The organism is Micromonospora sicca, from assembly GCF_003172935.1.
Taxonomy (GTDB): Bacteria; Actinomycetota; Actinomycetes; order Mycobacteriales; family Micromonosporaceae; genus Micromonospora; species Micromonospora sicca.
This window is the reverse complement of record NZ_QGKS01000259.1, coordinates 1-6,489: the sequence shown is the minus strand read 5'-3', so window position 1 is coordinate 6,489 and position 6,489 is coordinate 1. Positions and strand designations below refer to the sequence as shown.

7 protein-coding genes and 1 pseudogene are annotated in these 6,489 nt (G+C 75.3%); 3 read left to right on the top strand and 5 right to left on the bottom strand.

All coding sequences use genetic code 11. From position 1 onward, the window contains the following. The 4 genes from rarD to eccE all read right to left on the bottom strand — a co-directional run. Positions 1–893, bottom strand: an 893-nt coding sequence (gene rarD / locus DKT69_RS20210; RefSeq protein ID WP_109803087.1) for an EamA family transporter RarD, incomplete at its 3' end; no start/stop codon positions are given. After that, the gene (locus tag DKT69_RS20205; RefSeq protein WP_109803086.1) at positions 890–1,378 is read right to left on the bottom strand and encodes a GNAT family N-acetyltransferase; all 489 of its coding nucleotides are present in this window, start codon (positions 1,376–1,378) and stop codon (positions 890–892) included. The genes DKT69_RS20205 and rarD, both read right to left, overlap by 4 nt. A gap of 93 nt (positions 1,379–1,471) precedes the next feature. Beyond that, the gene (locus tag DKT69_RS20200; protein ID WP_109803088.1) at positions 1,472–1,858 is read right to left on the bottom strand and encodes a phage holin family protein; all 387 of its coding nucleotides are present in this window, start codon (positions 1,856–1,858) and stop codon (positions 1,472–1,474) included. A 77-nt stretch (positions 1,859–1,935) separates the two neighbouring features. Continuing rightward, on the bottom strand, positions 1,936–3,810 hold the full coding sequence (gene eccE, locus DKT69_RS20195; RefSeq protein ID WP_109803085.1) for a type VII secretion protein EccE: 1,875 nt from the start codon (positions 3,808–3,810) through the stop codon (positions 1,936–1,938). A gap of 200 nt (positions 3,811–4,010) precedes the next feature. Between eccE and DKT69_RS20190 the strand changes: the two genes are divergently transcribed. Together DKT69_RS20190 and DKT69_RS20185 are read left to right on the top strand one after the other, a co-directional pair. Next, positions 4,011–4,328, top strand: coding sequence for a WXG100 family type VII secretion target (locus DKT69_RS20190; RefSeq protein ID WP_109803084.1), 318 nt, complete (start codon positions 4,011–4,013; stop codon positions 4,326–4,328). A 22-nt stretch (positions 4,329–4,350) separates the two neighbouring features. Further along, entirely contained in the window at positions 4,351–4,644 is a 294-nt protein-coding gene (locus DKT69_RS20185) for a WXG100 family type VII secretion target (RefSeq protein ID WP_089011602.1), read from the top strand. Between the two features lie 54 nt (positions 4,645–4,698). Here DKT69_RS20185 and mycP read toward each other — a convergent pair. Then, positions 4,699–5,903: pseudogene (mycP, locus tag DKT69_RS20180) on the bottom strand (type VII secretion-associated serine protease mycosin). Between the two features lie 152 nt (positions 5,904–6,055). Here mycP and DKT69_RS20175 point away from each other — a divergent pair. Continuing rightward, the coding region (locus DKT69_RS20175; RefSeq protein WP_146231155.1) for an SseB family protein at positions 6,056–6,489 on the top strand (434 nt) is incomplete at its 3' end.

The window sequence follows — 6,489 nt, the reverse complement described above, 5'->3', positions numbered from 1 at the left end:
GGGACAGGGCGGGTGCGGGACTGGTGGGCTTGGCGGAGGGCGTCGGCGGTGAAGACGATCAGGGCGAGCCAGACCAGGGCGAAGCCGGCGAGGCGGGCCGGGGGCATGGGCTCGTGGAAGATCAGCACGCCGCAGCCCAGCTGAAGGACCGGGGCGAGGTACTGCAGCATGCCGAGCCCGGACAGCGGCAGCCGGTTCGCCGCGCCGGCGAAGAGCAGCAGCGGGATGGCGGTCGCCGCCCCGGCCAGCACCAGGAGCACGGTGTGCCCGGTCGAGACGTGTCCGAACGCGGAGTCGCCGCGCAGGCTCAGCCATCCCAGGTACGCCAGCGCGGGCAGCGCCAGCACCGCCGACTCGACGAAGAGGCCCTCCGCGGCCGGCAGCCCCAGCCGCTTCTTCACGAACCCGTAGCAGGCGAAGCTGAAGGCGAGGGTGAGCGCCAGATAGGGCAGCCGGCCGTAGTCGACGGTGAGCACGGCGACCGCCAGCGCGCCGACGCCCAGCGCCGCCCATTGCGCCGGCCGCAGCCGCTCCCGCAGCACGAAGACCCCGAGCAGCACCGAGACGAGCGGGTTGATGAAGTAGCCGAGGGCGGTCTCCACCACCCGGTCCGAGTTCACCCCGTAGATGTAGGTGCCCCAGTTGACCGCGATCAGCGCGGCCGCGGCGGCGATGCCGGCCAGCGTCCGGGGCCGGCGCAGCAGCGCCCGCAGGAAGCCGACGTTGCGCATCGCGGCGAGCAGCAGCGCCACGAAGGCCACCGACCAGACGATCCGGTGGGCGAGGATCTCCATCGGCCCGGCCGGGCGCAGCAGCTTCAGGTAGAGGGGGAAGAAACCCCAGAGCAGGTATGCGCCGAGCCCGTACAGGTAGCCGAGGCGGATCGGGTTCACGCCTCCACCGTAAGTGGCGAAGCGGCGCTTTGCTCCTTTCCGGTGACCTGGTTCACCCGCTGGTCGAGTTGCATCCACCGGTCCGGGTCGACTGGGGTGAAGCCGACCTTGGCGTACACCGCGTGGGCGTCGGCGGTGGCCAGCACGATCCGGCGTACGTCCAGCTCGGCCAGGTGATCGCGGGCCATGCCGGCCAGCCAGGTGCCCAGCCCGCGACCGCGCTCGGCCGGATCGACGTAGACGTCGCAGAGCCAGGCGAAGGTCGCCCGGTCGGTGACCACCCGGGCCACCGCCACCTGGCGCCCGTCACCGGGCCGGTAGACGCCGAAGCCGACCGAGCCGGCGAAGGCGCGCGCGACCGTCTCCCGGTCCCGCCCGAGCGCCCAGTACGCGTCGGTGGAGAGCCACCGGTGCACGAGATCGAGGTCGATCCGGTCCGGGTCGGTGCTGAGCTGGTAGCCGTCAGGGCGGGTCAGGGTGCACACCCCGGTGACGCTAGTCCCGGCCCACCCGCTCCTCACGAGCCAATTCCCGCCCGCTGGACTGGCCGGCGGGCGGGAATCGGGTGCGTCGAGTGGTCAGTCGCGGTCGAGGACGGCGCCGAGGATCCAGGTGACGATGCCGACGAAGAGCGCGCCGAGCAGCGCGGCCGGCCAGAAGCCGTCCACGTGGAACGGCAGCCCGGCCTGGTCGGCGATCCAGCTCGTGAGCAGGAAGAGCAGCCCGTTGACGACCAGGGCGATCAGGCCGAGGGTGAACAGGTAGAAGCCGCAGCCGACGGTCTTGATGATCGGCTGGAGCACGGCGTTGACCACCCCGAAGATCACCGCGACCAGCACGAGGGTGGTGACCGTCTCGGTGACCGAGTCGGAGTTCAGCGAGATGCCTGGGATGAGCAGAGTGGCCAGCCAGAAGGCCACCGCCGTCGAGCCCAGCCGGATCAGAAGACCCTTCAGAAAACCCATGGCGGGGATCGTGCCACGGACCGTCCACCAGCGGAACCCGTGAAGATCGACGAATCCGCCGTTCGGCGGCCGGGTCGTCACCGGCGGGCGGCACGACCGACCAGTTGCGACTCGATCGGCGTCGGGGACAGCAGCGCCCAGCGCAGCGCCCGCCGGTTGACCACCGCCACCATGTCGTCCCGGATCCGGGTCAGCCACTCCGCCGAGCCGCCCAGCCCCAGGGCCGCGCCGGCCAGCGCCGCCTCACCCGGGTCCAGTGGTTGCAGGATCGCCAGGTCCGCCCGGGCCAGCGCGTCCACCTCCGCCGGGGTGAGCCCGTCCCGGACGACCAGGGTGCACTGCCAGGCCGTACCGGGCTGGGCCCCGTCCGACGCCGCGCCGGCGTCGACCACGAGCAGCAGCGGCCGCACCGGCGAGCCGGGCGCCCCGCCCACCGGCCGTCCGGGCGGGATGACCGGCACCGCCCCGCCGGGCGCGCCGACGCCCCGGACGAACGGCTCCCAGGCCCGCGGCCGGGCGGTCTGCACCACCACCCGGGCGCCCAGGGCGAGCGCCCGCAGCACGACCAGCTGCGCGGCCCGTACTCCGCCGACGAGCAGCAGCCGGGTCGGCTCGGCACGGAACAGCCGGACGCTGACCGCCCCGCCGTGCCGGTTCGCGCCCACCATCAGCCCGGCCCCGCCGAGGCCCAGCTCCAGAGCGTCCAGGGCCGTCCCGCCCACCGCGCCCTCGGCCCGCGCCGACGCCAGCGGCAGGGTGGCGGCCAGCCCGCCCAGCTGCTCGCCGTCGAGCCGGCGGACCTCGGCGCCGAGGTCGGCGGCCAGTCGACGCAACGCCCGGTCGGCGGCCGCCAGCTCCCCGGCGGTCCAGGCGGCCAGCCGTACGCTCAGCTCGGCCGGCACCGGCGCGGCGTCGGCCCCGGCGCGCGGGCCGACGCAGAGCGAGACGGTGGTGGCGGTGGCCGGCAGCGCGAGCAGCCGGGGCACCAGCCGCCGCGCGGCGTCGGTACGCGGATCCGGCCAGCGCCGTAGCCGGAACGTGGTCTGCAGCAGCCCGCCGGCTCCGACGGTCTGCCAGGACTCCCGGATGGGTACGCCGGCATCGTGGTGGGCCAGCTCGGCGAGCACCCGCAGCGCGGCCGGCTCGCCCAGCGGGCGGCCGGTCAGCGGCCCGAGCCGGCGGACGATCCGCCGGACCGTGCCGGACAGCGCGCGCCGCAGTTCCTCGTCCGACCAGCCGTCCACGCGCAGCACCCGGACGGCGAGCACCGCCCGCTCCCGCCCGGCCAGCCGCCCGTCGGTGAGCTGCCGGTACGACGTGCCGGCGGTGCCGGCGCCGACGGACGGTGCCGGGGCGGGCGACGCGGAGAGCAGGAGCTGAATCCGAACCGGTGGGCTGTCCACGCTCAGGGCCGGCAGCAGGGACAGCGGCGGCGGCAGGGTGCGCCGGCCGTCGCCGAGCAGGTCACCCGGGTCGCCGATCTCCAGCAGCGCGGTCAGCCCGGCGGCGTCGTCGACCACGGCGGCCGGACCACTGGCCAGCTCGGCGGAGCGCACTCCGGCGCCGGGGGCCACCAGGTCCACCAGGGCGGCCGGGCCGGCGGCCGGTGGGAGGGCGCGGCGCCGGGTGAGGTACGCCAGGCCGACGACCAGCCACTCGAAGAGCCAGCGGCCGTGGACCCGGACCCACGCGGTGGGCAGCAGCAGGGCGGCCAGCAGCAGGGCGGCGGCGGTGACGGCCGCCCCCCGGCCGACGGCGGCGACGAGCACCGCCACGGCCAGCTGCGCCGCCACGACCTGACCGGCCCGCGGCCCCGAGGCCGTTCGCCCCCCGGTCGGCCTCCACTGTGGTGGCAGGGGCTGGCGGGCCGTCGCCGGCGCCGGGGATCCGGTCCTGGTCGCCGTCACCGCGCCTCCTCCCGCCGATCCTCGGGTGACGATGGCGTGGCTCATCGTAAGGGTTCGCGGACCCAGCCGTTGTCCACAGGGGATGCGGAAGGGGTAGCACAAGCGCAGTCGGGCGGCTACCGTCAGCGACGAGCTCCGTCGAGCGCGCCGCCGTCCCACCCCACGATGCCGGCCCCGCGCCACGGTTCGTCCACGGTGGTCGTTCCCGCGACCAGCCACGACCGAGGAGACGAGGTGACGTCCGGGTGTCCCAGACCCAGGCAGAAGCCGCGGTGATGCAGCAGACCGCCGCGAAGTTCGAGCAGGTGGACCAGTCCCTGCAGACCATGCTGAGCGGCCTGATGGCCGAGCTTGAGGTGTTGCAGCAGGCCTGGCGGGGCGCCGGCGGGCGCTCGTTCGAGCAGGTCAAGCAGCAGTGGTCGCAGGACCAGGCCGCGCTGCAGCGGGCCCTGCGGGAGACCGCCGCCGCGATCCGCACCGCCGGCCAGCAGTACGACGTCTCGGACACCGAGGCCGCCAGCCGGGTCGCCGGCACCAACCGCGGCATCCAGTTGCCGCTCTGACCTCACCGGAAGGGGAGATCCGATGGACCACGGTGTGCTGGTCGTCAACTTCGCCGCGTTGCAACAGGCCGGCGCGGACATCCAGAAGGCGCTGAACACGCTGGACAGCCAGCTCGGGCAGCTCGAACGGGACGCCGCGCCGCTGGTGGCGAGCTGGACCGGTGAGGCCCGGGAGGCGTACGAGCAGCGGCAGGCGAGGTGGCGGTCCGCCTCGCAGGACCTGCAGGCGATGCTGCGCGACATCAAGCTGGCGGTGGACGACTCCGCCGCCGACTACCTCGACACGGAGAAGCGGAACGTCAACCTGTTCCAGTGACCGCCGCGCGGCGGCGGCGTCGGGCAGCCCGCCCGGCTTTGCCGCCGCCCCGGGTCAGGTCGGGTCGGCCGGACGCCAGCGGCGGCGGGCGCCCCGGGGCAGCACCACGGCCAGCAGCACCACCGCGGTCGTGGTCGCCCCGACCACGCCGGCCACCAGCAGCGCCCGGTGCCGCGCCACCGCCCGCCGGGCCCGGTGCGCCGCCGCGGCCGGGTCGGTGCCGTCCATCGGGAGTGCCGCCGCCCGGGCCGGCCGGTCCACCACCGGTCCGGGTGTCTCGGTGACCGCGCGGTACGGATTCAGCACCCCGGCGCCGTAGCCGTCGCCGCGTCCCGGGGCCGGGTCGGCGCTGTCGACGATCCGCCCGGCCACCTCCGTCGCGGTCAGCTCCGGGCGGTACTGCCGAAGCAGCGCCGCGGTGGCCGCCACGAACGGCGCCGCGTAGCTCGTCCCCTCCGCCCGGTGGTGCCCCTGCCCGGGGGCGGCCATCAGCACGTCACCGCCGGGCGCGACCAGGTCGACGTACGGGCCGGTCTGCGAGAAGGGTGACCGCTGGCCGTCCGCGCCGATCGCGCCCACCCCGAGCACCCCGTCGTACCCGGCCGGGTAGGGGCGGGGTCCCCGCTGTCGTGGAGGTTGCCCGCGGCGGCCACCACGACCACGTTCCGCCGCACCGCGTACGCGATCGCCGAGCGGACCGCGGGGTCGTCCGCGTACAGCACGACGGAGAGGTTGAGCACGTCGGCGTCGTGGTCGACCGCCCAACGAATCGCCCGGGCGAAGTCGGCCGCGCCGACCGTACGCCCCGACTCCCGCCCGTCGACCACCTGCTGCTCGCTGACCCGCACCGGCAGGATGCGGACGCCCGGGGCCAGCCCGCGGAACGCCACGCCCGGGCGGGGCGCCGCCGCGACGATGCTCGCCACTCCGGTGCCGTGGCCGGCACAGTCCCGGGTGCCGTCGCCGCCCGGGTCGAGGAAGTCGGCGCCGTCGAGCACTCGACCGGCCAGCTGCGGGTGCCGCCGATCCACCCCCGAGTCGACCACCGCGACGACCACCCCGGCGCCGGTGGCCAACGGGGTGAGCCGGTCCGGGGCGTACCGTTGCTGGGGCCACGGCTGCTCGGCCACCGGGCGGACCGGCGCGGGCGCCGCGGAACAGGCCGGCGCGGCCCGGGCGGTGGCCGGCGCGGCCGGCAGGACGGCGGCGACGACCGCCGCCAGGGCGGTCAGGGCCGGGCGCGCGGTGGGCCGGGACATCGACCGCCTCCGTATCGTGGCGACTCCGGAACGCGATGTTAGCGCCTCCGCTGCCGGCCGGTGGGCCGCCGACGGCCAGCAATCCTGATCTTGTTACTACCTTGTAGGTTGTACGCGATACCTATGGCCTGTTCGCGGGAGGAGAGGTGGCCGTGACCGGATGGGAACCGGCTACCGAGGCCGAGGTGGCGATGCGGGACGCGCTGCGTGCCCAGGACCAGGAGCTTTATTTCCGCATCCTGACCCGCGTCGAGCTGCTGTTGCCGGTCTCCGCGGAGGCGCTCGCCGGGCAGGCGCCGATGGGGTGGGGGACCTGGACCACCGGCGACCGGACGCACGTCCTGGCATTCACGTCGATCACCGCATTGCGGGCCAGCCTGGGTGAGAACGCGGGCACCAGCCGGCGCGTCCCGTACGCCGACCTGGCGGCGGACTGGCCGAACCACGAGTGGTGGCTGGCGGTCAATCCCGGGCTGCCGATCGAGGGCTACCTGCCCGCGTGGTTCGTCGCGCAACTCTCCCGGGGGGACGTCCGGCTGCCCGGCCGGACCATGGGCGCCCGGGCCCGCCTCGAACGGGCCGAGAC

Bases quoted from the DNA above. Each gene is read 5' to 3' on its own strand.
- DKT69_RS20200 (WP_109803088.1), bottom strand. From the start codon at position 1,858: ATGGGTTTTCTGAAGGGTCTTCTGATCCGGCTGGGCTCGACGGCGGTG.
- eccE (WP_109803085.1), bottom strand. From the start codon at position 3,810: ATGAGCCACGCCATCGTCACCCGAGGATCGGCGGGAGGAGGCGCGGTG.
- DKT69_RS20185 (WP_089011602.1), top strand. From the start codon at position 4,351: ATGGACCACGGTGTGCTGGTCGTCAACTTCGCCGCGTTGCAACAGGCC.